This is a genomic window from Glycomyces luteolus, from assembly GCF_027622875.1.
Classification (GTDB): Bacteria; Actinomycetota; Actinomycetes; order Mycobacteriales; family Micromonosporaceae; genus Glycomyces; species Glycomyces luteolus.
The window spans coordinates 47,178-72,046 of the sequence record NZ_JAPZVP010000017.1 but is presented as its reverse complement, the minus strand read 5'-3'; the positions used below and the strand labels follow the sequence as shown (position 1 = coordinate 72,046).

General features: G+C 69.3%; 26 protein-coding genes. 7 read left to right on the top strand and 19 right to left on the bottom strand.

The window, feature by feature from the left end:
* Positions 1-75 precede the first annotated feature (75 nt).
* From O1R50_RS19815 to O1R50_RS19805, 3 genes are all read right to left on the bottom strand, one after another.
* A complete protein-coding gene (locus O1R50_RS19815) occupies positions 76-1,176 on the bottom strand; it encodes a Gfo/Idh/MocA family protein (protein WP_270111917.1) in 1,101 nt (366 codons plus the stop codon).
* Positions 1,173-1,907, bottom strand: coding sequence for a sugar phosphate isomerase/epimerase family protein (locus tag O1R50_RS19810; RefSeq protein ID WP_270111916.1), 735 nt, complete (start codon positions 1,905-1,907; stop codon positions 1,173-1,175). Before O1R50_RS19810 ends, O1R50_RS19815 begins: the two co-directional genes overlap by 4 nt.
* A gap of 85 nt (positions 1,908-1,992) precedes the next feature.
* On the bottom strand, positions 1,993-2,142 hold the full coding sequence (locus O1R50_RS19805; protein WP_270111915.1) for a hypothetical protein: 150 nt from the start codon (positions 2,140-2,142) through the stop codon (positions 1,993-1,995).
* A 219-nt stretch (positions 2,143-2,361) separates the two neighbouring features.
* Here O1R50_RS19805 and O1R50_RS19800 point away from each other — a divergent pair, with 219 nt between their 5' ends.
* Together O1R50_RS19800 and O1R50_RS19795 are read left to right on the top strand one after the other, a co-directional pair.
* Positions 2,362-2,568, top strand: coding sequence for a hypothetical protein (locus tag O1R50_RS19800; protein ID WP_270111914.1), 207 nt, complete (start codon positions 2,362-2,364; stop codon positions 2,566-2,568).
* A 43-nt stretch (positions 2,569-2,611) separates the two neighbouring features.
* Positions 2,612-3,196, top strand: coding sequence for a DinB family protein (locus tag O1R50_RS19795; RefSeq protein ID WP_270111913.1), 585 nt, complete (start codon positions 2,612-2,614; stop codon positions 3,194-3,196).
* 127 nt (positions 3,197-3,323) lie between these two features.
* Here O1R50_RS19795 and O1R50_RS19790 read toward each other — a convergent pair whose 3' ends face one another.
* Positions 3,324-3,566 (bottom strand): hypothetical protein, encoded by a 243-nt coding sequence (locus O1R50_RS19790; RefSeq protein ID WP_270111912.1) that lies wholly within the window; start codon positions 3,564-3,566, stop codon positions 3,324-3,326.
* Between the two features lie 173 nt (positions 3,567-3,739).
* On the opposite strand from O1R50_RS19790, the gene O1R50_RS19785 reads away from it, so the two are divergent.
* Complete coding sequence (locus O1R50_RS19785) at positions 3,740-4,537, top strand: hypothetical protein (protein WP_270111911.1); 798 nt, start codon at positions 3,740-3,742, stop codon at positions 4,535-4,537.
* Between the two features lie 35 nt (positions 4,538-4,572).
* On the opposite strand, the gene O1R50_RS19780 is transcribed toward O1R50_RS19785, so the two are convergent.
* Complete coding sequence (locus O1R50_RS19780) at positions 4,573-5,238, bottom strand: GAP family protein (RefSeq protein WP_270111910.1); 666 nt, start codon at positions 5,236-5,238, stop codon at positions 4,573-4,575.
* Positions 5,239-5,521: 283 nt separating this feature from the next.
* Here O1R50_RS19780 and O1R50_RS19775 point away from each other — a divergent pair, with 283 nt between their 5' ends.
* A complete protein-coding gene (locus O1R50_RS19775) occupies positions 5,522-6,055 on the top strand; it encodes an ATP-binding protein (protein WP_270111909.1) in 534 nt (177 codons plus the stop codon).
* 194 nt (positions 6,056-6,249) lie between these two features.
* Here O1R50_RS19775 and O1R50_RS19770 read toward each other — a convergent pair whose 3' ends face one another.
* The 4 genes from O1R50_RS19770 to O1R50_RS19755 all read right to left on the bottom strand — a co-directional run bounded on the left by O1R50_RS19770 (position 6,250) and on the right by O1R50_RS19755 (position 11,628).
* Positions 6,250-7,848 (bottom strand): cellulase family glycosylhydrolase, encoded by a 1,599-nt coding sequence (locus tag O1R50_RS19770; protein ID WP_270111908.1) that lies wholly within the window; start codon positions 7,846-7,848, stop codon positions 6,250-6,252.
* 328 nt (positions 7,849-8,176) lie between these two features.
* Complete coding sequence (locus tag O1R50_RS19765; RefSeq protein ID WP_270111907.1) at positions 8,177-10,489, bottom strand: beta-L-arabinofuranosidase domain-containing protein; 2,313 nt, start codon at positions 10,487-10,489, stop codon at positions 8,177-8,179.
* A 151-nt stretch (positions 10,490-10,640) separates the two neighbouring features.
* A complete protein-coding gene (locus tag O1R50_RS19760) occupies positions 10,641-10,733 on the bottom strand; it encodes a twin-arginine translocation signal domain-containing protein (protein WP_270111906.1) in 93 nt (30 codons plus the stop codon).
* A gap of 208 nt (positions 10,734-10,941) precedes the next feature.
* Entirely contained in the window at positions 10,942-11,628 is a 687-nt protein-coding gene (locus tag O1R50_RS19755; protein ID WP_270111905.1) for a carbonic anhydrase, read from the bottom strand.
* Positions 11,629-11,995: 367 nt separating this feature from the next.
* Between O1R50_RS19755 and O1R50_RS19750 the strand changes: the two genes are divergently transcribed.
* The 3 genes from O1R50_RS19750 to O1R50_RS19740 all read left to right on the top strand — a co-directional run bounded on the left by O1R50_RS19750 (position 11,996) and on the right by O1R50_RS19740 (position 15,571).
* Positions 11,996-13,648, top strand: coding sequence for an AbfB domain-containing protein (locus O1R50_RS19750; RefSeq protein ID WP_270111904.1), 1,653 nt, complete (start codon positions 11,996-11,998; stop codon positions 13,646-13,648).
* A 142-nt stretch (positions 13,649-13,790) separates the two neighbouring features.
* Entirely contained in the window at positions 13,791-14,810 is a 1,020-nt protein-coding gene (locus O1R50_RS19745) for a LacI family DNA-binding transcriptional regulator (RefSeq protein WP_270111903.1), read from the top strand.
* A gap of 62 nt (positions 14,811-14,872) precedes the next feature.
* Positions 14,873-15,571 (top strand): hypothetical protein, encoded by a 699-nt coding sequence (locus O1R50_RS19740; RefSeq protein WP_270111902.1) that lies wholly within the window; start codon positions 14,873-14,875, stop codon positions 15,569-15,571.
* A 23-nt stretch (positions 15,572-15,594) separates the two neighbouring features.
* On the opposite strand, the gene O1R50_RS19735 is transcribed toward O1R50_RS19740, so the two are convergent.
* The 10 genes from O1R50_RS19735 to O1R50_RS19690 are packed head-to-tail and all read right to left on the bottom strand — an operon-like array spanning position 15,595 to position 24,859.
* Complete coding sequence (locus O1R50_RS19735) at positions 15,595-16,668, bottom strand: monodechloroaminopyrrolnitrin synthase PrnB family protein (RefSeq protein WP_270111901.1); 1,074 nt, start codon at positions 16,666-16,668, stop codon at positions 15,595-15,597.
* Complete coding sequence (locus O1R50_RS19730; RefSeq protein WP_270111900.1) at positions 16,665-17,339, bottom strand: LysE family translocator; 675 nt, start codon at positions 17,337-17,339, stop codon at positions 16,665-16,667. The genes O1R50_RS19735 and O1R50_RS19730 overlap by 4 nt, the downstream gene beginning before the upstream one ends.
* A gap of 14 nt (positions 17,340-17,353) precedes the next feature.
* Positions 17,354-18,340 carry an ornithine cyclodeaminase family protein gene (locus tag O1R50_RS19725; protein WP_270111899.1) on the bottom strand — a complete coding sequence of 329 codons (987 nt, stop codon included), beginning with the start codon at positions 18,338-18,340 and terminating at the stop codon, positions 17,354-17,356.
* Entirely contained in the window at positions 18,337-18,825 is a 489-nt protein-coding gene (locus O1R50_RS19720) for a GNAT family N-acetyltransferase (protein ID WP_270111898.1), read from the bottom strand. The genes O1R50_RS19725 and O1R50_RS19720 overlap by 4 nt, the downstream gene beginning before the upstream one ends.
* Complete coding sequence (locus O1R50_RS19715) at positions 18,822-19,997, bottom strand: 3-dehydroquinate synthase II (protein WP_270111897.1); 1,176 nt, start codon at positions 19,995-19,997, stop codon at positions 18,822-18,824. Before O1R50_RS19715 ends, O1R50_RS19720 begins: the two co-directional genes overlap by 4 nt.
* Positions 19,998-20,016: 19 nt before the next feature.
* On the bottom strand, positions 20,017-20,835 hold the full coding sequence (locus tag O1R50_RS19710; RefSeq protein WP_270111896.1) for a class I fructose-bisphosphate aldolase: 819 nt from the start codon (positions 20,833-20,835) through the stop codon (positions 20,017-20,019).
* Positions 20,836-20,869: 34 nt separating this feature from the next.
* Entirely contained in the window at positions 20,870-21,454 is a 585-nt protein-coding gene (locus O1R50_RS19705; RefSeq protein WP_270111895.1) for a UbiX family flavin prenyltransferase, read from the bottom strand.
* Complete coding sequence (locus tag O1R50_RS19700; RefSeq protein ID WP_270111894.1) at positions 21,451-22,422, bottom strand: enolase C-terminal domain-like protein; 972 nt, start codon at positions 22,420-22,422, stop codon at positions 21,451-21,453. The genes O1R50_RS19705 and O1R50_RS19700 overlap by 4 nt, the downstream gene beginning before the upstream one ends.
* Positions 22,419-23,423: a DUF1611 domain-containing protein gene (locus O1R50_RS19695; RefSeq protein WP_270111893.1), complete on the bottom strand. Its 1,005-nt coding sequence runs from the start codon at positions 23,421-23,423 to the stop codon at positions 22,419-22,421. The genes O1R50_RS19700 and O1R50_RS19695 overlap by 4 nt, the downstream gene beginning before the upstream one ends.
* Positions 23,420-24,859 (bottom strand): UbiD family decarboxylase, encoded by a 1,440-nt coding sequence (locus O1R50_RS19690; protein ID WP_270111892.1) that lies wholly within the window; start codon positions 24,857-24,859, stop codon positions 23,420-23,422. The genes O1R50_RS19695 and O1R50_RS19690 overlap by 4 nt, the downstream gene beginning before the upstream one ends.
* Positions 24,860-24,869 lie beyond the last annotated feature (10 nt).

The window sequence follows — 24,869 nt, the reverse complement described above, 5'->3', positions numbered from 1 at the left end:
ACAACGAAATGACCAGTGCCCGGCCGGTGCGTCCGGCCGGGCACTGGTTCCCGATGCAGCGTCCTCCAGCGGCGGTCAGAGCGTGCGGGCTGTCGGGTCCCATTGGTGTGGAAGCGCATCGGGCGGGGTCGCTGTGCTCTGCGGTTCGGCGGCGCTCCCTGACGCCGCGGCCTCCGCGATCGCGACCATGACATCGAGCACGTGGAAGGCGATGGCGGCGGAGGCCCGCTCGTCGGTTCCCGATCGGATGGCGCGGGCCAGGTCGAGCACGCCCGCGCCTCTGCCGTACTCGGGTCCGACGGCATCGATCACGTCCGGCTCGCCGCCGTCCCGCCACAGCCGCGAGGGGCCGCCGAAGCCGTTCGGGTCGGGGAGCGCGAGCGTGCCCGAGGTTCCGGTGACCTCGAGGAGGCCGGCCCGCGTCAGGTGGGACTCGAAACTGAACAAGGCCACCGCGCTTGCGCCGCTGGTGAACTCCAGCAGCGCGCTGTGCGCCGTCGGGACGTTCACCGGGAACTCCGTTCCGGCGCGCGGGCCCGAACCGATGACGCGCGTGGCGCGGGAGCGCGAGGAGGTCGCGCTGACGCGGCGCACCGGACCGAAGACGTGGACGAGGGCGGTCAGGTAGTACGGTCCGATGTCGAACAGGGGTCCGCCGCCGGTGTCGAAGAGGAACTCCGGGCTCGGGTGCCACGACTCGGGGCCGGGGGAGTTCATGATCGCCAGGGCGGTGAGCGGTTCCCCGATCCGGCCCTCCTTGACGGCCCGCAGGCCGGTCTGGATGCCCGAGCCGAGAACGGTGTCCGGCGCGCACGCGACCCTGAGACCGCGTAGCCTCGCCTCCTCCAGCAGCAGCAGGCCGCTCTCGCGGTCTAGTGCGACGGGCTTCTCGCTCCACACGTGCTTGCCGGCGCGCAGGATCTCGAGGCCGACCTCCGCGTGCACGGCGGGGATCGTCAGGTTCACCACGATCTCGATGTCCTCGCGCGCGAGCAGTTCGGCCACCGTCCCCGACGCCGGGACGCCGAATGCCTCCGCCTGCGCCTTGGCCCGGTCCGTGTCGAGGTCGGCTACGAATCGCACGGCGAGGTCGGGGAACGCGGTGAGGTTCCGCAGGTACTCGCCGCTGATGACTCCCGCGCCGATGACGCCGACGCCTACCGGCCCCCCGCTCATGACGCCTGCCCGGAGACGAACCGCAGGCTCTGCGCGATCCCGTCGAAGATGTCGCCGGCGTAGGCGTCGAATTCGATCACCCGCACGGCCCCGGGCGCGGCCGCCAGGATCTCCTTGACCGGCATGTCGCCCGATCCCGCGGGCTGTTGCGCGGCCGCGTCGGTGCTGCGGGGTCCGTCCTTGACGTGGATCAGCCGCACCCGGTCGCCGAGGCGGGCGAGCAGCTCGGGCGCGCTCGCGCCGCCGACCTCGGCCCAGTACGTGTCGATCTCGAGCACCACCGCGGGGTCGAGCCGTTCGGTGAACACGTCGAACGCATTGCGTCCGTCGATCTCGGACTCGAACTCCCAGGTGTGGTTGTGGTATCCGACCTCGATGCCCAGCGGCCGGGCCTGGGCGGCGATCTGACCGAGCCGGTCCGCGATGGCGGACACGCCGTCCGCGGTCTCCCATCCATGGCGGACCATCGGCTCGATGAGCGTCCGCATGCCGAGGGCGGCCGCGGCGTCGAGCGCGCGCTCGGCATCGCCCTCGGCGAGCGCGGCGTGGCCCGAGAGCGCGGTGAGGCCCGCGTTCGCGAGCGCGGTGCGGTACTCGTCCACTCGGTCGACGAAGCCGAAGAGTTCGACGTTCGCGAAGCCGAGTCCCGCTATGCGGTCGAGCGTTCCCGGCAGGTCGGCGGCGAGCGCGTCGCGCACGCTGTAGAGCTGGACCGAAAGCGCGGCGGTCATGTTGATCTCCTTCGGGTGCTGAAGCGGCGTGGGCACCTGGACACCCACGCCGCGTTGCGGGTTTGCTGCTAGGCGGAGGTTCCGGTCACGGTGGTGCCGCATGGTCCGGCCGGGAGCTCTGGCCCGCTTGGGCGGTAACGGCGCCGATCAGTCCCGTGGTCAGGGCCGTGACCGCGGCGGCGGCGATCGCGCCGAGCCGCGTTCGTCTTCTACGGGCAGTGTCTGAGGTCTTCACGGTTCTCCTTGCGGGAAGGCGGGTTCCGTGAGGGCGCGGCGCTAGCCGCCGGAGGGGGGTCGAACTCCTGGTGCGCCACCAGACTAAGTTTGCCGACCAAACTTTGTCAAGAGACCGATCCGTGCCCCTCGAGCCCGGCCGACTTCCGGGTTGTCGCTGCTTGCGGTAGCCGCCCGCCCGGGTGGCGGCCAGGTGTGTCAACAAATTCCAGTCGAACCATTGGACGCCTATCCCGGCGGCCGCGTGCCCGCCCTCGCCCCGATCACCTGGACCGCCGACGGCTGGCCGGAGGGGCAGACGGTGAACGGCGCGTGGGGGAGCAGCTATCCGTTCCCGAACCTCACTCCGCATCCCGTGCCGTCCCTGATCGGGACGGTGCCTTCGGTGTCGGGCGGGACGGAGGTCGGTTACTCCGCTGACCCCTAGGGGATCTGAGTCCACGAGCAGCCATGTGGCAGGCTCATGCCGCATGATCGATGGACTCGCGAAAGCCAACATGCACGGGAGACTGCGACAGGACCGCCAAGCGCTGCTCTGGAAACTCGACGGCTTGTCCGAATACGACGCCCGCCGACCGTTGACAGCGACCGGGACCAACCTCCTCGGCCTGGTCAAACACGTGGCCACCGTCGAGGCCAGGTACTTCGGCGAGGTCTTCGACCGCCCTTCCCCGGAACCGCTGCCCCGGTGGCAGGACTCCGACGGCAGCGATCAATGGGCGACCGAGCACGAGACCCGCGACCAGATCATCGGGTTCTACCGGCGCACCTGGGAACACTCGGACGCGACGATCAACGAGCTTCCCATCGATGCCCCCGGCCACGTGCCGTGGTGGCCGGAGCCTCATGCCGAGACGAACCTGTTCCTCATCATGCTCCATGTCCTCGGCGAGTCCATCCGGCATGCCGGGCACGCCGATATCCTGCGCGAGGGCATCGACGGCCGGACCGGGATGCGCGCCGAACGCGAGCAGCCGATCGACGAGGAAGCCCGCGCAGCCTACCGAGCGAAGATCGAGCAGGCCGCCCGGTCGGCGGCATCAATGAAGCGCTAGTTCGATTCCTGCCGCTTTCCCGTGTTCCGTCTTGTAAACGAGGGTTTCAGTCACCAGACTCCATCGAGGACGCCTCAGGAGGCATCGGTTCCCGAGAGTTCATGGACGCCGTTCAGCCCCCATCCCTTCATAATCGGGCCTTATCACGGGCGCCGTCCACATCGCGGCGACCACGCTCGGGCGCGAGCTCCATGTCTTCGGCGCCTCCGAAGGGGGCACCAGTCTCTACCACACCGTCCGCAATGAAAACGGCAGCTGGCAGCCGAGTTGGAATCTGCTCCGGGCCTTCGGGCGCATCAGCCAGATCGCCACCACCCGGGTCGGCACGACGATCGATACCGCGGTCGTCACCGAGGGCAAACTCCTCCACTCCATTCGCGCCTCGGACGGGACCTGGATGGTCGGCCCGTTCGCGCCACCGGACTGACCGACTCCCCGGGAGTCCTCGCAATGACCGGCACCAGCCGCTGAGCGGGAGTCGCCTCTCGCCGCCGGGGGAAATTCCTTGTCCGGTCCATGGCGGCGCGTTGATACGATCGCGAAGTGACCACGCCCAAAGCCCCCAAAACCGACGTCGGCCGACCGACGACCGCTCGCGCCTGGCTCGCTGCGAATTACAGCATCCCGGCAAGGGCCGTAGCCGTTATCGGTGTGCTCGCGAGCGCATGGGGCATGGTCATCGCGGTCGGCGACACCGAGGGCGAGAACCCCGCCAGCTGGCTCATGTTCATCGGACCCGCGCTGGCCGGCGCCTTCCCGACCCTCGAGCTCGCATGGCGCCGAGACCACGATCTGTCGATGGCGACGGTCACGTCACGCTGGTTCGTCTTCCCGTTGTTCGGCGCGCTCGGCGCCGTCATCGTCATGGCCGTCACCGAAATCGTCATGCGGGCTTCCGGTGCCATGGCCGCGGCGCAGGCCGCGGACAAGTGGCACTACTGGTTCGCCGTCGACGGCCCGCCGATGCCGTCGGTGATGTTCGGCCTGCTCGGTTACGCCGCAGGACTGCTGCTCGCCATCGTGTTCTTCGTCCTGGTGCTGTGGCCGCTCCAGGTCATCCTGCGCCCGAAGCAGGCGATCGCCGAGAACATGATGGACACGGGGGAGTCGAGTTTCCGTCGCAACCGGGCGGCGCTGATGCTGGGCCCGTTCATCGTGATCGATGCGTTCGTGATCGCCATCGCCATCACGCAGGAACTCGGCTGGCTCGTGGTGGTCTCGATCCTCGCCGAAGTGGCGATGGTGGCCGTCGCGGCGTCCCTGCAACGGGTCGACAAGCAGCGCCACGGGGAAGCCCCTCTCCCGACGGGAGTCGAGCTCGGTCGCAACGACGATTCCTGACACCGACTGCAGGGCTTCGATCTTCGGGTAGGTGTTCAGCCGACCCAGAGGAACAGGACGGCGAGGCTCGCGGCGGCGCCCGCGAAGCAGGCCGCGGCCGTCTTCGGGCTCGGCTCGGCGGTCCCGGAGGTGCGGCCGCTGAGCATCGACTGGAGCTGCTCGCGCAGCTCCTCGTTGAACGCCAGGCCGGCCGCGAGGATCAGCACTGAGGGCAGGGCGTAGACGAGGGTGTAGCCGACGAGGACGGCAACTGCGGCCGGGGCCGCTATATCGGCGTCGATGAGGCGTTCGACGGCCAGGACCATCGGGAACGCGTTGGGGAGGTCCCCGACCGTGGCGAGCACTCCGAACGGCAATGCGCTCCAGGCGTTCACCCACGGCGGCAGGGTGTAACCCTTGCGCTCGCGAGGCTTGAGCCTGCGCGCGCCCAACACCACCAGTGCAACCGCCAGGCCGGCGAACAGCAGGCGGCGCAGCCACAGCGTGAACCCCTCCAGCACCGAGTCCGCAAAGGTCAGTCCGAAGTAGAACATCAGGGTGAAGGCCAGGAACGAAACCGACACTCCGAGCATGAACGCCCAGCCGGTGGGTGCGGGGCGCTTCGCGCCCAGCAGGATCACGATGACGAGCCAGATCGTGGCGGCGTTGACCGAGTCGAGCAGCGCCAGGCCCGTCAAGCCCCACAGCAGTCCGCCTGTCAACTGACACCACCCCTTTCCTCGGCGCACCCGATCAGGGCACCGTCGTCGCGGATCATGCGGGATCCCTCCGGACCCGCGGCGCGAGTGCCGCAGGTCGTGTCAGGGCGGCCCCGGACCGCCCGACCGCACAGTACCCGCCCCGCACTGCCCGGTGGCGTGACGATGGCGGAGAAGGCGAAACGCCGGCAACGGTGATGCGACGACTGCCTTCGCCCTCAACGGATCCCGACGCCGCCCGACCGGTGCGGCAGTGCCTCGCATCTCGGCCTGACATGCTGTCGTGATGGATCATGTTGAAGCACTGCTCATCGGCGGTCGGGCCGGGGTCGGGAAGACGACCGTCGGCTGGGAAGTCTCGGCGCAGTTGGCGGCGGCTGGGGTCGCTCATGCGTACATCGAGGGCGACATGATCGGCCAGTTGCATCCAGCGCCGGCGGGCGACCCGGACCGAGTGCAGGTCACTGAGCGAAATCTGGCGGCCATGTGGGCCGAGTACGCCCGGCTCGGCTGTCGCCGCTTGGTCTACACGAGAACCGTGAGCGTGCTGCCTGAATACGGGGCGATGATCCAGCGCGCGTTGACGGGTGAGGTGCGTCTGATCCGGATCCTGCTCACCGCCTCCGACGCGACTGCCGTTGACCGATTGACCCGCCGCGAGCAGGGCTCGCGGCTCGAAGCGGAGCTGCGGACCACGGCTCAGAAAGCGCCGATGCTCGAGGCTCGCGCGCCCGCGGGCACGGTCAGGGTGGGCACCGACGACCGCCCGGTCACCGAAATCGCCAAAGAGGTCATCGCGGTCGCCGGTTGGCTCCAGTAGAGGGATGTGCCGGTTCAGCGGGTGGCCGGAGCATGATGCTCGATGGTGAGATCCGGTGCTACCCGGCGGGCGCCGCTAGGCGTCCCGGTCGTCGCGATCGCGACCGGCCGCGTCGTCGGATCGCCCTGCGGCGGGCGGCACCGCGGATGCGGTGCCGCCCCTAAGTCCGAGGCCGTGCCTGTGTGGTCGGTCCCCTATCGGAGGGTCCAGCGCTGGTTGCTGCCGCCGTTGCAGGTCCAGAGGATGATCTGGGTGCCGTTGGCGGTGCCACCGGCGTTGGCGTCCAAGCAGAGTCCGTTGTGGACGTTGGTGATGGTGCCGCTGGAGTTGACGTTCCAGCGCTGGTTCGCGCCGCCCGTGCAGTCCCAGATCACCGCTTTGGTGCCGTTGGTCGTGCCCCAGCCAGAAGCGTCGAGGCACTTGCCGCCCACTTTCAGTTCACCCGCGGTGGTGCGGGTGAACAGCTGGTTGGATCGCTGATTGCAGTCCCACAGCTGCGCCTGGGTGCCGTTCGCAGTCGACGAGTTCGGGATGTCCAGGCAGCGGTTCGACGCCGCGCCGACGATCGCTACGGAGTCGGACGGCTGGGCCGAACCGAGGCCGCTCATGATGGCGTTGACAAGCCCCGGCTGGGTGACCGCGTTGGTGGAACGGTTGAACAGCCCGAACCCGTACTGCCCGTTGAAGCCGTTGTCCCAGTAGATGGTGGCGGCGCCGTACTTCTTGGCGGTGGCCACCAAGGTGCGTGCGAAGTCCTGGCGGTACTGGTTGTTCGCAGAGTCGTGCGAGGACTTGTCGATGGCGCCGTACTCGCCGACGACGACCGGGTACCCCTTGGCGACGAAGGCGTCGTAGGTCAGCTTCAACTGGGCGTCCATGTAGTCCTCCTGCCCCCAGGTGGAGGTCTTGGACGGGTTGGTCGCGCCCGGGCCCCATTGGGTGATCGTGCCGTTCTCCTCGCCGGCGAAGTCCCAGGGCGAGTAGTAGTGGACGGAGATCATGATCCGCCGCTCGCCGCTGGGGATGGAGGGGGAGCGGTAGTTGTCGGTGGGGATCACGAAGCCGTAGTTGCCGGTGGTGTAGTCGATGTTCGTGTTCCAGCCGGGGACGAGCAGCCACCGCGAGGTGTTGTTGCCACCGGTCTGTCGCACGGTGTCGACGAAGATCTGGTTGTAACTGTTGATGTTCGAGTAGCACGGCTGCGTCGGGTTGCCGAACTGCCCGTCGAACTCCTCGTTCATCGACTCCAGGATCAGGCGCTGGTCGTAGTCCCTGAAGCGGGTGGCGATCTGCTGCCAGGCCTTCTGGTATTTGGCCTTGATCGTCGTCTGGTCGGTGGCGTCGCAGATCAGCCAGGAGCCGGGGACGCCCTTGTAGCCGTCGCCGTGCATGTTGATGACCACATGCATGCCCCGGTCGTAGGCGTAGTCCACGACTTGCTGGACACGGTTCAGCCAGGAGGCGTTGATCGTGTAGTTCGGGCCGGTGCCGATGTGGTTGAGGTAGGACACCGGAATCCGGATGGTGTCGAACCCTGCCGCTTGCACGCTGTCGATCAGCGCCTGGGTCACGGTCGGGTTGTTCCACGCGGTCTCGCTCGGGACCCCGTTGGCGTTGGCTTCCAAGCTGTTGCCGAGGTTCCAGCCGGCGCCCATGTCGGCGATGATCTGGGAGGCGTTGCGCTGTGTCATGGTGTCGGCTGATGCCGGGGTCACCCAGCCGGTAACGGATACCCCGACCGCCAACGCCACCGCGACGAACGCGGCCCTGAACCTGCTCTTTTTCGAACCCACGAGGAGCTCTCCTTTCCGGTCTTCCCTGCTGCCCGCCATTGATGGCCGACGCCCGCTCAGCCTCGGCCGCGGTGGAGCGATGACGATGGGGACGCGGTGTCCGCAGGAGTTTGTTGGATCACCTAATAAAATGATCCATCAAGACATGCACAGATGTCAATACCTTGGAGGCAAGGCCGGTCCCTCAGGCTCGGTCACGAGCGACCCGGTCATGGCCGCCATGAGATCGTCGGTCGTCGCATCGGCCGCGTTGAAGCGGGCGGTGCGACGACCCAGGCGCATCACCTCGACCCGGTCGGCGACCTCGAGGACCTGCTCGGCGTTCCGGTCACACGAGCCTCCACCGGTTGTCGGCGGTGCCGTCGTCCGGGGTCTGCACGGCCTGGGCGCCAGCCGAGGTCGAGCCGTTGAGGATGCCGAGCAGCTTGCCGCTGTTGGCGTTCCTGATCTTGTAGGTCCCGTCGCCGAGGTTGACGAGCGTCCAGTTGTGGTCGGCGGTGCCGTTGTCGCCCCACTGGAGGACCCGGGCGTTGTCGGCCGTGGACATGTTCTCGACGCCGAGGACCTTGCCGCTGTTGCGGTTGCGCAGCTTCACGATCGAGCCGGAGGCCACGATCTCCCAGTAGTGGTCGGCGGTGCTCGTGTCGTGCCACTGGACGGCCAGTCCGCCGTCGGCTTTGGACATGTTCTGGACGCCGAGGACCATCCCGGTGCCCACGTTCTGGAGCTTGACGACCTGGCCCGCAGTCCCGCCACCGGTGTTCCAGTAGACGGTGTAGTTGTGTCCGTGGGCGTCGTAGAACGGACCCAGGTTCACGTTGGCGCCGTTGGCGGTCGCGGTGAAGGCCAGCGACGAGGTGCTGGTCCGCTGGATCGAGCCCACGGTGAGCGCGGGCAGGGCGCTGAGGGCGGTGCTGCCGTAGTTCCCCGAGAGCACGACCGGCCCGTAGATTGCGGCGGCGACGTTCGGGTTGTCGTTGGCCGCTTCGATGACGACGCGCATCGGGAGCTTGACCGTGACTGTGTCGCCCGAGGCCCAGCTGCGGTTGAGCTCGGCGTACTGCCCGGGGCTGGTGTCGATGTTCTGGACGGTGCCGTTGACGCTGACCGTGGCGTTCTGGGTCCAGGCGGGGATGCGCAGCCGCATCGTCCACTGTCCACTCGTGCCGGTCACGGTGAGGGTCGAGCTGTCGCCGACCGGGTAGGTCGTGGCCTGGGTGACGGTGACGCCGCGCTGGGACCAGGTGAGGGTCGAGGGCGTGTAGAGGTTGACATAGAGTCCGGCGTCGTCGTGGAAGTAGACGGAGTCCATGAGCTTCGTGAACGTCTCGATGCCGGTGCCCTGGCAGCACCAGAACGAGTCGTAGTCGGTGGACCAGGTGCCGCCGCCCCAGGCCGGGCCCACGCCCCGGCGGCCGCCCGGTTTGAGCGGGGTGAAGTAGGTGATGTGCCCGTGGGCGTCGGCCGGGTTCTGCCAGCCGATCATGTGGCCCAGCATCGCCCGCTCGTAGTAGTCGAAATAGGACGCGTCGTCGGGGTCGAGGAGCCATAGCTCGCGGGTCAGCTTGAGCATGTTGTAGGTGTTGCAGCCCTCGCACGTGTCGGTGTCGAGGTATCCGGCGACGGCGTTCGGCGGTCGGAAGTGCTCGGCCTCGCTGTTCCCGCCGATGGCGTAGGTGTGCGCGTCGGTGACGATGGTCCAGAAGTTGTCGGCGATGTCCCGGTAGCGGGTGGTGCCGGTGGCCTTGTACTCGCGGGCGGCGCCGATCGCCTTGGGCACCTGGGTGTTCGCGTGCAAGCCGTTGAGCCGGTCCTGGCCCGCGGCGAGCGGGTCGAAGACGGCGGCGTGGTCGAACCGCTTGGCGGCGGTGAGCCAGCGCGCATCGCCGGTCTGCTGGTAGAGGTCGGTGAGGACAGCGTTCATCCCGCCGAACTCGCGGCCGAGCACGGTCTGCATCTGGGAGGAGGAGAGGCGGGCGGTGCGGGTGTCGACCCAGCCGGCGAGGGCGAGGAGCACGTCGCGGGCCTGGGTGCTCTCCATGTAGCGCCAGACGTCCAGGAGCCCGGCGAGGGTCTTGTGGATGACGTAGTACGGGACGTTCCCGTTGGTGAGCGTGCCGTTCTCCAGGGCGGTGAAGTCGGATTCGGGGAAGCCGCAGAGGTATCCGGCGGCGAACCCGGCGGCGCCGTTGTTGGCCTGGCATTTGGCGAGTTCGGCGACCATGGTGTTCGCCTTGTCGCGGCAGGTCGTGTCGCCCAGGGCGACCCAGGCTTGGGCCCAGGCGGTCAGGAAGTGGCCCTGCGAGTGGGTGCGGAACGGGAAGTTCGGGGCCTCCCAGCCGCCGAGGGCCGCGGCGCCGCCGGTCGAGAGGCGGTGGTTGGCGCGGAAGTTGTAGAGGAGCCGGTTGACGTCGACGAACCGCAGGAACGAGAGGGTGCGGTTCTGGTTGTCGAGCCAGCGGCCCGCGTTGAGCCGGACTTGACCGAGGGGGAAGGGCTCGGCGAGCGCGCCGATGTCCTCACGGGCTGGGGCGATCGTCGCGTGGACCGGGTTCGCGACGAGTCCGGTTGCGGCAGCGGCGATCGCGGTGACGCCGGCGGTCTGGAAGAGCCTGCGGCGGCTCATCGGGGACGAGTGCATTCGAAACTCCTTGAATCGTAATGAGCACGATCACATAGACGATAATCGATTTAAGCCGCCGCGAGAAGCCCTCCGGCATGGGGCTTCTCGCGGCGGCGGCGTGTGGACAGGAGTCGCCGGTCGCGCTGCGGGCGTTCGGGACGCGGGCGCTCTACTGAGGGACCAGCCGGTAGCCGGTCCCGGCCGCGACGGCGGTGGCCGCGGTCAGGGTCAGGAAGTTCCTGCGATCGGTGGAGAGCGCCATGCTCACTCCTCATGGGAGGCGATGACGGCGAAGCGAAGGATTCGAAACATTCGAGGGAGGCGTCGAAAACAAGATACCTGAGACTATAGATACTTGTCGATATCCAGTCAACGGCTCAGCGCTGCACCGCCCCGGTTGAGGAGGGACTGCGTTCCGGCCGGAGGCTGGGGCGCTCGGTGATCGATCAGGCGATTCGTGTTGGCGGCGTTCAGATTCGCTCGACGACGCCGGTCTCGAGGGAGTAGTAGGCGCCGACGATCGCCAGCTCGCGGGCCTCGGCGAGAGCCGCCAGTGCCGGCAGGGCGCGGAGATTGCCGACGGTGAGGCGGGTGTGGGCGCGGATCATCGCGTCCACCGGGTCGCCGACGGCGTCCAGGCTGGCCTCGTACGCGGGGGCGAGATGTTCGACGAGCCGGTCGAAGCCCGCGGCGTCGCCGCCGCAGTCAAGGGTGTTCCAGGCCAAGGTGACCGCGCCGCAGTGCTGGTGGCCGAGCACCACGACCAGCGGGGTGCGCAGCTCGACGGGTCCGTACGCGACTGATTCGGCGACCATCGGGTCGAGGGTGTGGGCCGCGGTGCGGACGTCCATGAGGTCGCCGTTGCCGGCATCGAACAGGTACTCGGGCGGTACGCGGGAGTCGATGCAGGTGAAGACGATCGCGCGCGGATGCTGGCTCCAGACCAGGGAGTGGCGCAGCGCGGCGTCGTCGTGCGGGTGGAGCGGGCGGTCGCCCGACCAGCGCCGGTTGCCCTCCATGAGAAAAGTCCAGGCGCTGCCGGCCGCGGCGCCGGACTCGTCATGACGCGAGGAGGCGCCGGTGAGGAGCGTCCCGATGCCGACTGCCCCCGCGCCGCGGAGCAGTCCGCGTCGCGTCGGGTACTTCTGGTGCTTCATGCGCAGTGATTGTGCGCCGCGTGCCCGCGATACCGAGGGAGTTCTCGGGGGTGTCGCTCAGGTTCCTGTCCGATCGGGTTCGGGGATGGCGACGATCGTGGTGAGGTGCGTGCCGAGCAAGACAGAAACCGTTATCTGTAATGCTGATCGCGGGTTCATCTGGTGTATTCGGTTGCTGTGCCGCAAGAGTGCCCGGTAGCTGTAGCGCTTTCGCGCAGCAGTCCGATGAATCTCGAGTCAGATATTGAAATATGTAAGCATTATGAGATACCGTTCTCTACGACAGGAGACGCGCCCCCGCGTCGACCGTCGTTGACCGCGGTGGCGTTTCCCCGGCGTCGCTCACCGCATGGCGCAAGGGAGCACCATGTCCGAACAACAGCAGAGCGGAACCCGCCGCAGCCCGAGCATCGGGCGGCGGAACCTCCTCAGAGGAGCGATCGTCGCCGGAGGCATCGCCGCCGCCGGAGCCGGCGCCCTCGGGATCGCCCAGGCCCAGGCCTATTCCCACCCGGGGATGCTGATCCAGAACGACGACATCGACCGGATGCGGAGCGCCGTCCAGGGCAACCGGGAGCCGTGGATCTCGGGTTGGAACCGGCTGATCAACAACTCGCACTCCTTCTCCACCTGGAACCCGCGGCCGGTCGAGCGAATCATCCGCGGCAACAACGGCACCGACCCCGAGAACTACTGGCTGCTCATGAACGACATGCACGCGGCCTACCAGAACGGGCTGCGCTGGAGGATCAGCGGCGACACCGCTCACCGCGACTGCGCCGTGCGAATCCTCAACGCCTGGTCGGGGACCCTCAAGGAGATCGGCGGCTGGACCGAGACCTCCCTCGCCGCCGGGATCTACGGCTACCAGGCGGCCAACGCCGCCGAGCTGGTCCGCGACGCACCCGGCTTCGACCGGGCCCGCTTCCGGACGATGCTCGCCAACGTGTTCTACACGCTGAACAACGACTTCCTCGTCCGCCGCCACGGCACCTGCGACGGCCACTACTGGGCCAACTGGGACCTGTGCAACATGGCATCGATCCTCTCGATCGGCATCTTCAACGACGACAAGGCCAAGGTCGACCAGGCGATCGAGTACTTCTGGAACGGCAAGGGCCAGGGCTCGATCGAGCACGTGATCCCCTTCATCCACGGCGACCTCGCCCAGTGGCAGGAGTCGGGCCGCGACCAGGCCCACACGATGATGGGCATCGGATTGATGGCCGAGTTCATGGAGATGGCCTGGAGCCAGGGCATCGACCTCTACTCCGCCCGCGACAGCGCCTTCGCCAAGGCCGCCGAGTACGTGGCCCGCTACAACAACGGGCACAGCGTGCCCTTCACCAAGTTCGTCTGGTACAACGGCCACAACTGCACCTACAACGAGCAGACCGTGATCTCCGAGGGCGGGCGCGGCCAGATCCGACCGGTGTGGGAGCTGGTGTACTCCCACTACTACGGGCGGCTCGGCCGCGCGATGCCGAACGTGTTGGAGATGCTCTCCAAGGTCCGGCCCGAGGGCGGAGGAGGCGACTACGGCACCGCCTCCGGCGGCTTCGACTCGCTCGGTCTCGGCACGCTCGCCTACGTGCAGGAACGGAAGCCGACCACGCTCAACCGGCTCCAGTCCTACAACTACCAGGACCGGTACGTGCGCCACATCCAATACGACGTCCGCTTGGACAACACGATCAGCCCTGCGGCGGACGCGCAGTTCCGGCTGGTGCCCGGCCTGGCCGATGCGGCCGGGGTCTCGTTCGAGGCGGCGAACAAGCCCGGTTACTACCTGCGCCACTACAACTACGACTTCCGGCTGGACCCGAACAACGGCTCCTCGACGTTCGCCGCCGACGCGACCTTCCACTCGGTGGCGGGCCTCGCCGACGGCTCGTGGCGCTCGTTCCGGTCGCACAGCCACCCCGACCGCTACATCAGGCACTACGACTACCTGCTGAAGCTCGAGTCGGTCAGCACGGCCACCGGACGCGCCGACGCGACCTTCCGCATCACGACCTGATCCGATCACGTCCGGGCCCAAGGCGACCGGGCCCGGCCGTGCCGCCTCGGGCAGTCTCAGCGGCCGCGATCTTCGCCGAAGATCGCGGCCCTGCCGTGCTCACGCGATGCGGGTCGGACGAGCGCATCCGGAGGTCAATAGCATGGACGAGGACCAATGGAAGGACGGCGACGTGGCCAAACGGGTGACGATCCTCGATGTCGCAGCCGAGGCCGGGGTTTCCCGGCAGACGGTGACACGGGCGATGAACGACATGGCGGACATCAGCGACGGGACGCGCCGTAAGGTCCTCGAAGCCGCCGATCGGCTCGGGTACCGCCCGAGCCGTTTCGCGCGCAATCTCGTGACCAGGGACAAGACGCACGCGCTGGGCCTCCTGGTGGCCTCGTTCCGCAACCCGTACTTCACCGACATCGCCGCCGACATGCTCTCGGAGGCGGTGGAACGCGGTTGGCAGCTGATGATGGCCGCTGCAGAGGGCGGGGAACGCGAGGCCTTGGCGCTCTTGTCGACTCAGGTGGATGTCGTGGTCGGCCACTTCAGCCTCGCCGGTCCCGAGTTGCTCGAAGCGGCGCGAGGCCTGCCTATCGTCTGCCTCGAATCGTGGAGCGATCTGCCGGGATTGCATTCGGTCGAGGTCGACATCGAGTCCGGGATCATCGAGGCGGTCGAGGCGCTCCGCGGGCGCGGAGCGAGCCGCTTCGGCATGGTCGACTCGAACTATTCGGAGCGCGACCGCGGCGCGTACGAGCCCTCGCCCAGACGCGAGTGGTTCGAGCGCGCCGTCGGCGATCAGCTGACCGGTGTCGTCGTCGGCGAGGAGACCATCTCCGGCGGCGGCAGCGCCTTCGCCGAGCTGCTGCGGCTGCACCCCGAGACCGACGCGGTGCTCATGTTCAACGACCTGATGGCACTCGGGGCGGTCCAGAGCGCGCACGCGATCGGCGTCGACGTCCCCGGGCAGGTCCGCATCGTCGGCGTCGACGGGCTGGCCCTCGGCGAAGCGGTGGACCCGCCGCTCACCTCGATCTCCCTCGACCGTCAAGGCCTCGCATCGAACACGCTCGACATCGTGGAGCGCATCGAGAAGGCCGATTTCGCCCGCATCGACCCGATCCACCGCACGATTCGATCAAAAATGCTCTGGCGCGCATCGGCTTGAGACTGCGGGTTCACTCGGACGGGCCGCCCGCTTCGGGCGCATCGTAGGGTTGAATCGCCATCATGAGCGTTCACTCCTTCCATCTCGCGCCGGCGCCGGTGCGCCGATCCGTCGGTGCGATGCTGCGTCCGCCTGCGGCGCAAGGGCTCCGGCACGTCGAAGTCCTCGCCGGGATGGAGCTGGGCGCGCCCGTGGCGTCCCCGCGCCGGATGCAGCTGCGGCAGCTCGCCGTGTTCGCCGAGTGGGAGGACGAGGCGGCCCTCGACGCGTTTCTCGCCGAGCAGCCGCTCGGTCGAGCGCTCGGCGCCGGATGGCATGTGCGGCTTGAGTTCCTGCGCCGTTGGGGCAGCGTCCGCGAGCTCGCGCACCTGCCCGCCGAAGCCGGGCGCACGGATCCCGGTGAGCCCGTGGTCGCGGTGACCCTGGCCCGGGTGCGGCTGCCGGAACTGCCGCGTTTCATCCACTGGGGCAGGCCCGTCGAACGCCAGGTCCGGGACCACCCCGAGACGACGCTGGCGCTCGCGGCGATGCGGCCGGTCCGGACGGTCTCGACGTTCTCGGTCTGGACCAGCTCCCGCGCGATGACGGGCATGGTCTTCGGCCGCGGCGAAGGCGATGCCGCCGCGCGCCACAGCGCGGCCATGGCGGAACGCGACCGGCGGGACTTCCACCACGAGTTCACCACCCTGCGTTTCCGGCCGCTGTCCGAACACGGGTCGTGGCAGGGCAGGTCGGACCTCATCCCGAAACCGAGGGGATGAGCCGGACCGGCGGCCGCGGCTCCTCAGGAAGGTGCGCTCGCCCTGGTCGGGGCGGTCAGGCGGGCGTGGGCCCGGGTCAGCTCGATGATCTCCTGGAGGAGGGCGACGCTGCCGCCGCCGCTGCCGCTCATGTTCGGCGCTCCCGCATAGGCGCGCTTGGTGATGCCCATGTGGCGGCCCCGGAACGTGAGCAGCGTCCGGAGGACCCCGGTGTGCGCCTTGGCGATGCGCTCGAGGTGCGGCGGCGGGTCGTCGGTGCCGTACGGGGCGAGGGCGGTGCGGATGCGGCCGCTGATGGACGGCTTCGCGGTCCAGTCCCGGTAGTGGCCGACCCAGTGGGGGAGGGCGTACGGGAGCATGGACGCGGCGAAATCCCGGTACTCGGCGTGGCCGTCGTCGGCGGCCCACAGGGCCTGGTCGATCAGCCAGATCGGCATCTGCGCGGCGGCAGCGCCGTAGTAGGACTTCCCTTCCACGAGAACGGGATCGAGGTAGGGGCGGATGTCGGTGAAGAAGAACTCCGGCCGCACCTCGTCGATGACCATGTCCATCGAGTCCACCATGCACTGGAGGTCGGCGGCCAGCTCGTCGAGCAGGAGCGGCGGCACCGCTTCGAGGGACGGCGCGGCCAGGATCCGGTCGCAGCGGCGGATGGCGGCCTCGAGGTCGTCGCCGACCAGGCGCACCGATTCGATCAGCGCCCGCTCCATCGGATCGCCGGTGAAGGTCCGCTCGCGGTCTCCGGTCGGGTTCCACACCGTGTAGTGCAGGATCATGTCGCGCGGGACGAGGCCCGTGCGGTCGGCGAGGTCGAGCAGCAGCGCCTCCAGGCGGGGCACCGCCTCGACCGGTTCGTCGCCGTGGCGCCGTACCGAGCTGAGCACCATGCCGAGGTCCCGCATCGCCGCGTTCGCCTCGGGAAGGGAGCGCGCCGGTTGCGCGAGGCCGTTGTCGACGAGGAGCGTCAGGGTCATCGCGAGGGCGGCGCGGTCGCCGGCCCGGTTCAGCTTGGGGAGGTCGGCGAGCAGCTCGTCGGCGCGGAGCGGGTCCAGCGCCCGGATCTGCTGCGCCAGTTGGGGATCGTGGTATTCGGTCATAGTCCCGCCAGGGTTGAGACGGCCATGTAGCCGCCGATGGCCAGCAGCGCGCAGCCGACGATGAGGGTGAGCGCGAAATTGACCCGAGGCCGCTGCAGGAACGCCGAGAAGTGCGCGACGGCGAGCGCGAGCAAGCCGAACCACACCAACGTGACGGCCACCGACACGACCCAGATCGCGGTCATGTCGAGCAGGTCGGGCCGGGTGGGCAGGAACCCGGGCATGAGGGTGATGAGGAACGCGACGACCTTCGCGTTGAGGACGTTCGTCAGCAGCCCTTGGCGGAACGCGGTCCAGGACTTCGTCCGCACCGTCGTCGCCTGGCCCGCTCCGGTGAGCGGCGCTTCGTCCTCCGAAGGTTCGCTCGCTTCCGCCGTGTCGCCGGGGCGGCGGGGCCTGATCGCCCACAGTGCCGTCGCGCCGAGGTAGACCAGGTACCCGGCGGCGATGAGGCGCACCGCGGCGTACAGGCCGGGCGAGGCGAGGAGGACCGCGCCGAGTCCGGCCAGCGCGACCGCCGCGTGCACGCCGACGCCGCCCGCGATGCCGGCCGCCGCGGCGAGGCCGGGGCGGCGGCCGGTCATCGCGTGCTTGGTGACGATGAGGAAGTCCGGTCCGGGCGAGGCGGCGCCGAGGATGAACACGCCGCCGTATACGAGGAGTTGCATCATGTTCGCGTCGCTCCTCAGAACTCGACCCATTGGCCGAGGCCGGCGCGCACGGCGACCTCGTAGAGGTGCCGGGCGGCCACCACGTCCTCGACGGCGAGGCCGAGGGATTTGAACACCGTGATCTCCGCATCGGACGTGCGCGCCGCGATGGTCCCGGCGAGGATCTCGCCGAGTTCGCCGCGCACGTCCGGTTCGGTCACCACGCCCGCCTCGACCGCGCGCAGGTAGTCGCCGGACTCGTTCACCAGCGACTCCTTGCGGTCGCACCAGAGCGACGCGGCCGCGATGAGGTGCGGGTCGAGTTCGGCCGCAACCGGAATGGAGGATCCGACCGCGTTGACGTGCGCACCGGGGGCGACCCAGTCGCGGAACAGGACCGGGTCGTGCGAGGTGGTGGCGGTGACGATCACGTCGGCGCCCGCCACCGCCTCCTCGGGATCGCTGAAGGCGGTGATCGGCACAGCGACGCCCGAGGTCTCGGTCTCGGCGAAGGCCCTGGCGTTGGCGGGGTCGCGGCTGACGACGCGCACTTCGGTGAACGGCCGCACGTCGGCGAGCGCCCGCAAGTGGGCCTTGGCCTGGGTCCCGGTGCCGAAGATGGTGAGCACGTTCGCGTCCCGCCGGGCGAGGGCCTCGGTGGCGAGCGCCGAGACGGCCGCGGTGCGGACCTCGGTGATCGCGGCGGCGTTCATGATCGCGAGCGGTTCGCCGGTCTCGTGGTCGAACAGGGTCACGACGCCCTGGTGGGCGTCCTTGCCGCGCTCGGGGTTGCCGTGGAAGACGCACACCGACTTCATGCCGAAGCTCGGCCGTTCACCGTCCACATGCGTCGACATGAGGGCGAGCAGCCCGGCCAGGCCCGGGGGCCGGACGACGGTGCGCAGCGGCAGGAACACCTCGCCGCCCGCCAGGGCCAGGAGCGCCTCGCGCATCAGGTCGCGGCAGTCGCGCGCGGTCAGATGCTTGTGGACTTCGTCGCCCGACAGCACCAGGAGTCTCATGGGGATCCGTCCTTTCGTTCTGTCTGTTTGGTGAGGTACACGAGGGTGAGCCGGGTCGAGACCGGTTCGCGGCGCGTCTCGCGGTACCCCTCGCTCTCCAGCAGCGCCAGGTACTCCACGCTGCGGTGGCCGGTGTAGAACTCGAGCTCGGCTCCCGGCGGGGCGGCGGCCTCGATGCCGCGCAGGAGGCGCCGCCCGATGCCGGCCCGCCGGAAGCGCGGGTGCACGATCAGCCGTCCGATGTGGAATCTCAGGCTGTCGGTCTCGGCGCGGACGCTCGCGATGAGCTCGCCGTCGAGCCGGCAGGCGATCACCGTTTCGCGCTTGAGCACCGAGAGCAGCGTGTCGCGGGGCTCAACGAGCGCGGGCAGCCGCCACTCGTCGTAGCGCTCGGCTTCGCCCTGGTAGCAGAGGTACTGCAGTTTCAGCAGGTCGTCGACGTCGTCCTCAGTGGCCGGCTCGAAGACCGGTTCACTGGGGCTCATCGCTCGTCGATGGTCTCGTCGATGCGGATCCCGACGTGCCGTCCGGGGCGGTCGAGGTAGCCGAGCAGCCGGTCGCCGAGCTTGATCTCGGCGGAGGGCCGGATCTCGCCGTCGGCGCCCATCATTCGGACGTGCCAGTCGTCCTGGATGAAGGTGTTGACCTCGCGCCCGTCGATCTCGGCTTCGATCAGCAGCAGCGGCCGCCGTTCGATCTTGACCCGCCCCACCGTGACCGGCCGGGCGCGGCCTTCGGCGTTGACCGCCAGGACCTCGGAGCCGGCGCGCAGGTCGCTGAGATAGACGGCCCGGTCGTTCGGGCCCCAGACGTACAGGTGCAGCGCCCCCGCGTTGACCCTGAAGGGCCGCAGGTTCATGTACGGCAGGAAGTGGGTCTCGCTGCAGGTCATGAGCCCGCCGGTGGAGGTCGAGCCGATGAGCATGCCCTCGTCGACGCCCAGTGCGGAGGTGGTGTCGACGCAGACCCGGGTCCCCATCGGCACGTGGGTGACGGCGGTGACCGTGGCGGGGCGGAGCGCGAGCTGCTGGCGGGTGCTCTCGCTCGCGATGTCGGCCAGCCTGGTGACCTCGACGATGTCGGTGGAGCGCAGCACGATGATGTCGGCCCCGGACTCCATCGTCATGAAGCTGACCTCGCCGTCGGTGCCGCTCTGGACGATTTTCGCGACCCGGGTGCTGGTGTGCTGGGCCTCGGCGAGCACCAGTTCGAGCGGGATGTTGGTGGGGTCCTTGAAGACGATCGCGACGAGGTCGACGCGGCCGAGGTGCTCGACGACCCGCATCAGCGAGTCGTGGTCGTCGACGTGTTCGAGCAGCCCGACGGGGCCGTCGTAGCCGCTGGACGGCAGCGCCTCGGGGGAGGTGCCGACCAGGCAGTCGAGCCTGCCTTCGATCACCGGGTGCTCCAGGATGGCGGCGGCGTCCTCCGCCTGCTCGATGACGGGGCTGATCAAAGCCCGTTGCGGCAACTGGTAGGAGGCCAGCACATCGAGGCCGTCCACAGTGGCCATGAAGCGTTCGTATCCGGACTGGCAGGCGCGGTCGACGACGGCGACCGGGGTCGAGGCGTCGACCCAGAGCCAGGCCTGCTGGTCGCCGCGCTTGCCGGGGCGGGTGTCGCGGGCGACGGGGTTCTCAGTGGTCGGGGCGGTCATGGTGGTCCTCTCGGTCGGCTCAGAACGGGTTGCGGGGGAGGTCGGGGATCGGGTAGGCGTCCAGGTCTTCGAAGGACCGCACGCGGGACTGGCCGTGTACCGCCGCGTACAGCTCCTTGGCCGAGCGCTGCGGGTCGGCGTCCTGGAACACGTTGCGGCCCAAGGCGACACCGCTGGCTCCGGCCTCCATCGCGAGGCGGACGCCGTCGAGGACGGCCTGGCGGTCGTCGTTGTACGGCCCGCCCGAGACGACCACGGGGACGCCCGCTCCGGCGACGATGCGCTCGACCTCTTCGGGAACGAGGGGCATCGACACCTTCACCAGGTCCGCGCCCAGCTCGGCGGCGGCGCGGGCCACGTGGACGATGTCGTCGGTGGCCTCGCCGCTCATGCCGGGCGGCTGCGGGTAGGTCATGGCGAGCACCGGCAGTCCGAGCAGCCGGGCCTCGCGGGTGACCCGACCGACCGTGGCCAGCATGTCCGCGTCGCCTTCGCAGCCGAGGTTGAGCTGCACCGAGACGCCGTCGGCGCCGAGCCCGGCGGCCTCTTCGACTTCGGCGACCAGAACCTTCGCCGGGTGGCTCGAGGCCCCCTGCACGGAGGCGTTGAGGTGCACCAGCACCGCGACCTCGGGGTGGTCGCCCAGTTGGCGGGACACGACCGGGATCTGGCCCTTGTGGACGACGATGGCGTCGACGTGGCGCTTCACGCGCTCGACGGCCAGCTCCAGGTCGGTCAGGCCTTTGATGGGGCCCAAGGTGACACCGTGGTCCATCGGGCAGATGACGACGCGTCCCGTCTCGGGGTGCCGCAATCGCCGCAGACGCAGTTCCTTCACGACGGGACTCCTTTCCTGGCAGGTGTTTTCGAACTCAGGTGTCGCACAGTTGATTCGCCTTCCATGCTTTGAGCCGCCACGAGCGCACGCCGAGGCAGGCGGCGGTCTTGGCGGCCACGAATTCGACGAGTTCCTCCATCGACTGAGGTCGGTGGTAGAAGCCGGGTGACGCGGGGGCGATGATGACGCCGAGCCCGGAGAGCCGCGCCATCTGCTCGAGCGTCCCGGTGGCCATGGGCATCTCGCGGGGGACGACGACCATGCGCCGCCGCTCTTTCATGGCGACCATCGCCGCGCGGGTGATCAGCGTGTCGGCCATGTGGGCGTTGAGGCGGGCCAGCGAGTTCATGGAGCACGGCACCACGGCGAGGCCGTCGAACACGAACGAGCCGGAGGCGATCGACGCGCCGATGTCGGCGTCGTCGAAGACCTCCGTCGCCAGCGCCAGCACCTGGTGCAGGCGTTCGGGTTCGACTTCGTGCCGCAATGTCACGAGGCCGCCCGCGGAGATCACCACGTAGGCCTCGTGGCCGGCCTCGACGAGGATCTCGATGAGCCGCAGGGCGTACTCCGATCCGGACGCGCCGGTGATCGCCACGACATATCGCTCGGTGCTCATGCCGTCCTCCCGATGCCGGGTCCGTCGTCGAGCCGGAGGCGGGACCGCTCGGCCCCGGTGAGCCAGCGGTCGCCGTCGAGGTCGACGTGGTCGGCGAGGCCGGTGAGGGCTCCCGCGTAGGCGATGGACCGCTCGGGTTCGATGAAGCAGCCGATGCCGATCTCGGCTCCGGCGGCCCGCGCGATCCGGATGCCGTCGAGGACGGGCAGGAGGCCGCCGAACTTGAGCAGTTTGAAGTTGATCCCGGCGGCCGCGTCGCCGTGGCGGCGGACGGCGTCGGTGTCGCGCACCGACTCGTCGAGGAAGATCCGGTCGCGCCGCCACTGCGCGCGGCGGGGAACGATCGCCTCCAGGGACCGGACCGGGTCTTCGACGCCGATCGGATCGCATTCGCGCAGCGCCGGGGCGAGCGCATCGTACTCGGCGAGGTCCCAGCCGCTGTTGACGTCGAAGAGGAACCGGCTGCCGGTGCCGCGGCACGAAGCGATGATCGCGGCGTCGTCGGGTCCGCCGAGCTTGACCTTGTAGCGGCCCGGCGTGTGCGTCCAAGGCCTGTCGGTGTCGAGCAGGTCCACAGTGGTGAACAGCGGGGCGCCGTCCGGTCGCGGCAGGCCGAGGTATGACCACAGCGGCTCGTTCGCGGCCGTGGCGAGCGCGTCCAGGACCGCCATCTCGACGCCGAGCGTGGCCGCCGTCGGCAGTTTCCCGTAGTAGGGGGCGAGGAAGTCCGCGAGGTCGTCGGCGTCGGCGACGTTCCGGTCCTCCACCGCTTCAGCGATCTGGTCGGCGGCTTCGCGCATCGCGTTCGCCGAGACGGGCGCCCAAGGGCCGGTGGCGACCTCGGACCAGCCGCGCGTCCCGGCTCCCGTGTAGACGAAGCGGTGCACGCGCACCTCCCGGACCACGGTGTGCGACACGGCGAGCGGGAACAGCAGGCCGCGGTCTTCGCTCTCGCAGGTCAGCTTCATCGGGCCACCAGCCGATCGGCGAGCGGCTCGAGTCCCAGCCGCGGGCTGACCACGGGCAGGCCGAGATCGGATTCGATCCTGGCCATGTGCCGACGGGCCTCGTCGATGCGGAGGTCGGCGTCGAACATGACGCTCACGGCGACGACCTCGGCCGGTCGCAGGCGCGCGGCCAGCGCCTGCGTCAGCGCGATCTGCTCGCCCAGGTCGCCGATGGCCTGCCCGAAGTAGGCGAGGCGGGTGCGGCTCAGGTCGTGGCAGAACACGAGCTTGTCGGGTGCGGCGCCGTGCATCAGACCGAGGGCGACCCCCGAGTACGCGGGGTGGAACAGCGAGCCCTGGCCTTCGACGAGGATCAGGTCGGCCTCGGCGGCCTTCATGACCTCGTGCTCGACCACTCCCGCGAGGAAGTCGGCCTTGACCGCGTCGACCGCCCGGCCAGATCCGGTGATGTACATGCCGGTCTGGCCGGTGGCCACGACCGCTGTGCGGCGGCGGCCGCGGAGCATCCGCTCGATTTCGAGGACGGTGGTCATCTTGCCTGAGGCGCAGTCGGATCCGACCGTGAGCAGCACGGAGGCCTCGAGTTCGGCCGCCTTGCCCGACCCGATCCGGTCTTCAACGGGCAGATGGCGGAGGTCGATGAGCCGTTCGGCGCTCGGGAACCGGTCGGCGAGGCGCTCGTGCAGGCCGCTGACGAGCCACATGCCGCGGTCGAGCACGTCCCGCACGAACGGGAACACGGCCGCGGTCGACCCGCCGCCGGGGGGCGAGCCGCCCAGGACGACTTCTTCCGCGCCGAGAGCGCAGGCCTCGTCCAGGCCGGCGACCACGGGAATCGGCCGTCCGATGTAGGGCACTACCTGGTCTGCGCGCTTGCCCGCGTGCGCGGCGTCGATGACGGCCACGATGTGCTCGCAGAAGCGGGCGATGCCGTGGCCCATCTTGGCCTGGAGGTCGGCGAGCTGGCCGAAGGTCGCCACGGCCGCCGGTGGACGGGTCATGACGCCCCACCTCCCAGGAAGTCGGCGCGGCGGAACCGCCGGCGCATCTCGAACGGCGCGGTGCAGTCGAACACCGCCTTGGTGGTGGTGCCGACGTGCCGGTTGGCCGGGTTGAACTGCGGGTTCTGGGACGGGTCGAGCGGGTGCCCGTTGAGGAACGGCACGGAGATCAGCGACGTGTCGGCCTGGAACCGGGTCGTCATCGCCCACAGCACGTCCTGCTCGCTGAACAGGTCCACGTCCCGGTCGACCAGGTAGACGTGCTTGAGCTCGTGGAAGGCCGCGAACGCGGCGAGCCCGGCCTGCCGGGCGGTCGCGTCGTCGACCGGGCCGGTCTTGTCGAACTGGAGGACGGCCGAGAGCTTTCCGCCGCCGTGGTGCGGGCAGTGGCAGTTGACCAGCGATCCGGTCACCCCGGCCGTGAGCGACTGGTAGAGGCTCGCCTCGGTCGGCAGGGCCAGGATGTTCGACTGCTCGCTGCCGGGGCCGAGCAGGCACTGGTACAGCGGGTTGCGCCGGTGCGTGACCGCCGTGACCTCCACTCGTGGCAGTGCGGACTGCGCCGATCCCTGGTAGCCCAGGAACTCGGGGAGCGAGCCGCCCTCATCGTCCGTGGGGTGCTCGCGCATCATCGTGTCCGAGAGGTAGCCCTCGATGACGATCTCGGCGTTCGCGATCGCCAGGCCCGGCACAGTGGCCGCCTCGCAGACCGGGACGCCGCGGCCGCGGATCGACCCGGCGACGTTGAGTTCGTTGAAGCCGAACGGGGTCGTCGGGTAGGTGAAGGCCGCGACCAGGTAGATCGCCGGGTCGAGCCCGATGCTGATGGTGATCGGCAGGCGTCCGCCGCGCTCGACGGCGCGGCGGCGGAGCCGGTCGATGTGCCTGCCGGGCACGAAGTACGCGCTCAGCGTGTTCGGTCCTTGCAGGCAGAGCCGGTGGATGGTGACGTCCTGCTCGCCGGTCTCCTCGTCGACGGCGTACATCAGGCCCATCGTGATGTACGGCCCGGCGTCCTGCGGCGTGTGCGTCAGTGCCGGGATGACGCGGCGCACGTCCAGGTCGGGGCCGTCGAGGACGACCTCCTGGCACGGCGGCGGCCCCTGGACCCTGGCCGGCGGGTGGTCCGCGTTGACATGCGCCGCAAGGTCGAGCGCGATCCGCTCGGGTGCCATCCCGATCATGGCCGCGCAGTCGGCGCGCCTCCCGTGGACGCCCATGACGACCGGGACGTCGAAGCCGACCGGATTCGAGTAGATGGTCGGGCGGGCGTCGGCGAGGTTGTGCTGCGAGGGCACGCCGCCGCCGGCCGCCGCGTGGTGGGCGGCGATCTCGTGGACCGGTGACAGCGGCTCCTCGACCACCGTCGGGGCCTCGCCGTTCACGGTGAGGAACTCAAGCGCGGAGCGCAGGTCCTCGATCTCCTCAGCCTTCATGCTGTGTGCT